Here is a 2,647-nt window from a genome sequence, read left to right on the forward strand (position 1 = left end):
CCCAGCCCCGCGGGCGAGGGCCCCCCCCGTCGCCCGTACCCAAACGCTTCTCAAGGGCAGCAATGGCATCGGCACCGTCCGTCGCACCGTCCTCCCCGGCGGTCTGCGCGTGGTCACCGAGACCCTGCCCTCCGTACGCTCCGCGACCTTCGGCATCTGGGCCCACGTCGGTTCCCGCGACGAGACCCCGGCGCTGAACGGCGCGACGCACTACCTCGAGCACCTCCTGTTCAAGGGCACGAAGCAGCGCACCGCCCTGGACATCTCCGCCGCGATCGACGCGGTCGGCGGCGAGATGAACGCGTTCACGGCCAAGGAGTACACCTGCTATTACGCGCGGGTGCTCGACACCGATCTGCCGCTCGCGATCGACGTGGTGTGCGACATGCTCACCGGTTCGCTGATCGAGCAGGCCGACGTGGACGCCGAACGCAACGTGATCCTCGAAGAGATCGCGATGACCGAGGACGACGCCGGCGACTGCGTGCACGACCTGTTCGCGCACACGATGCTCGGCGACACCCCGCTCGGCCGGCCGGTCCTCGGTACCGTCGACACGATCAACGCCCTGGACGCGGGCCGGATCCGCCGCTTCTACAAGAAGCACTACGACCCGCGCCACTTGGTGGTCGCCGCGGCCGGAAACGTGGATCACAACAAGGTCGTACGCCAGGTCCGCGCCGCCTTCGAGAAGGCGGGCGCGCTCAAGGCGACCGACGCCACCCCGATCGCCCCGCGCGACGGCCGCCGCATCCTGCGCGCGTCCGGCAAGGTCGAGCTGATCGAGCGCAAGACCGAGCAGGCCCATGTAGTCCTCGGCATGCCGGGCCTGGCCCGCACCGACGAGCGGCGCTGGGCACTGAGCGTGCTCAACACCGCGCTCGGCGGCGGGATGTCCTCCCGCCTCTTCCAGGAGGTACGGGAGAAGCGCGGCCTCGCGTACACGGTCTACTCGTACACCTCGGGCTTCGCCGACTGCGGCCTGTTCGGTGTGTACGCGGGCTGCCGTCCCTCGCAGGTCCACGACGTCCTGAAGATCTGCCGAGACGAACTCGACCAGGTAGCCGCGCACGGTCTGAGCGACGAGGAGATCGGCCGCGCCATCGGCCAGCTCTCCGGCTCCACCGTCCTCGGCCTCGAGGACACCGGGGCGCTCATGAACCGGATCGGCAAGAGTGAGCTCTGCTGGGGCGAGCACATGTCGGTCGACGACATGCTGGCCCGGATAGCTGCGGTCACCCCCGACGACGTACGGGAAGTGGCCCGCGAGATCCTGGGGCAGCGGCCCTCGCTGTCGGTGATCGGCCCGCTGAAGAACCGCCAGGCGGCGCGCTTGAGCGAAGCGGTCGCGTAAGACCGCTGTCGTCGCCCAACTCCCGTAAGGAATCAAGCAAATGAGCAAGCTGCGTGTGGCGGTCCTCGGCGCGAAGGGCCGGATCGGCTCCGAGGCCGTACGCGCCGTCGAGGCCGCCGCGGACATGGAGCTCGTGGCGGCGCTCGACCGCGACGACACGATCGATGTGCTCGCCGGTACGGGTGCCCAGGTCGCCATCGACCTGACGCACCCCGACGCGGTGCTGGGCAACCTCGAGTACTGCGCGGGTCACGGCATCCACGCCGTGGTGGGCACCACCGGCTGGACCGACGAGCGTCTCGCGCAGGTGCAGGACTGGCTGGCGAAGTCCCCGTCGACCGGTTTCCTGATCGCGCCGAACTTCTCCATCGGCGCGGTCCTGACCATGCAGTTCGCCCAGCAGGCGGCCCGCTTCTTCGAGTCGGTCGAGGTCATCGAGCTGCACCACCCGAACAAGGCGGACGCCCCTTCGGGTACGGCGCACCGCACCGCCCAACTGATCGCGGCGGCCCGGGAGAAGGCAGGCTGCCCCGCGCAGCCCGACGCCACTTCCACGGCTCTCGACGGTGCCCGCGGCGCGGACGTCGACGGTGTGCCCGTCCACTCCGTACGCCTTCGGGGTCTCCTGGCGCACCAGGAGGTGCTGCTCGGCGGTGAGGGCGAGACGCTCACGATCCGCCACGACTCGCTGCACCACAAGTCGTTCATGCCGGGCATCCTGCTCGGCGTGCGCCGCGTGGTGGACACTCCGGGCCTGACCTTCGGCCTTGAGCACTTCCTGGACCTGGGCAACTGACGAGCCGATGCGCGCAAAGCTCACCTACTTCGCCCTGGCAGCCGCCCTGGTCGCGTATTTCGTCCTGGTCGGCAGCCGCGGTGTCCTGCTCATAGAGCAGGGCACCGTGCTCACCGTGACGTTCGGCGTCGCGGTGCTGATCCTGCCGCTCATCGGACTGTGGTTCCTCTGGAAGACGACCCAATTCGCCCGCAAGGCGGGGAAGTTGGCCGCCGAGCTGGAAGCCGAGGGCGGGCTTCCGGTGGATGAGCTCAAGCGGCTGCCCAGCGGCCGTATCGACCGCGATTCGGCCGACGAGGTCTTCGCCCGCCGCCGCGCCGAGACGGAGGACGCGCCGAACGACTGGCGCTGCTGGTTCCGCCTCGCGGTCGCCTATCACGACGCACGGGACACCCCCCGCGCCCGCAAGGCGATGCAGCGGGCGATCGCACTGCGTGAGCGCAACCCGGTCTGAACCGGACCCCTATGACAGAACCCCGCCCGGCTTCGCGCCGGGC

3 protein-coding genes are annotated in these 2,647 nt (G+C 69.8%); all 3 read left to right on the plus strand.

The annotated features are described in order from the left end of the window. Positions 1-1,354 (plus strand): pitrilysin family protein (locus tag JAO81_RS35485; protein WP_233416376.1); only part of this gene is annotated, 1,354 nt, incomplete at its 5' end. A gap of 40 nt (positions 1,355-1,394) precedes the next feature. Continuing rightward, a complete protein-coding gene (dapB, locus tag JAO81_RS35490; protein WP_199552110.1) occupies positions 1,395-2,150 on the plus strand; it encodes a 4-hydroxy-tetrahydrodipicolinate reductase in 756 nt (251 codons plus the stop codon). 7 nt (positions 2,151-2,157) lie between these two features. After that, positions 2,158-2,604: a hypothetical protein gene (locus tag JAO81_RS35495; protein WP_199552116.1), complete on the plus strand. Its 447-nt coding sequence runs from the start codon at positions 2,158-2,160 to the stop codon at positions 2,602-2,604. Positions 2,605-2,647 lie beyond the last annotated feature (43 nt).

The sequence above is a fragment of the Streptomyces sp. N35 genome (assembly GCF_016464295.1).
Classification (GTDB): Bacteria; Actinomycetota; Actinomycetes; order Streptomycetales; family Streptomycetaceae; genus Streptomyces.

Coding starts and splice junctions, on each gene's coding strand:
- dapB (WP_199552110.1), top strand. CDS start 1,395: ATGAGCAAGCTGCGTGTGGCGGTCCTCGGCGCGAAGGGCCGGATCGGC.
- JAO81_RS35495 (WP_199552116.1), top strand. CDS start 2,158: ATGCGCGCAAAGCTCACCTACTTCGCCCTGGCAGCCGCCCTGGTCGCG.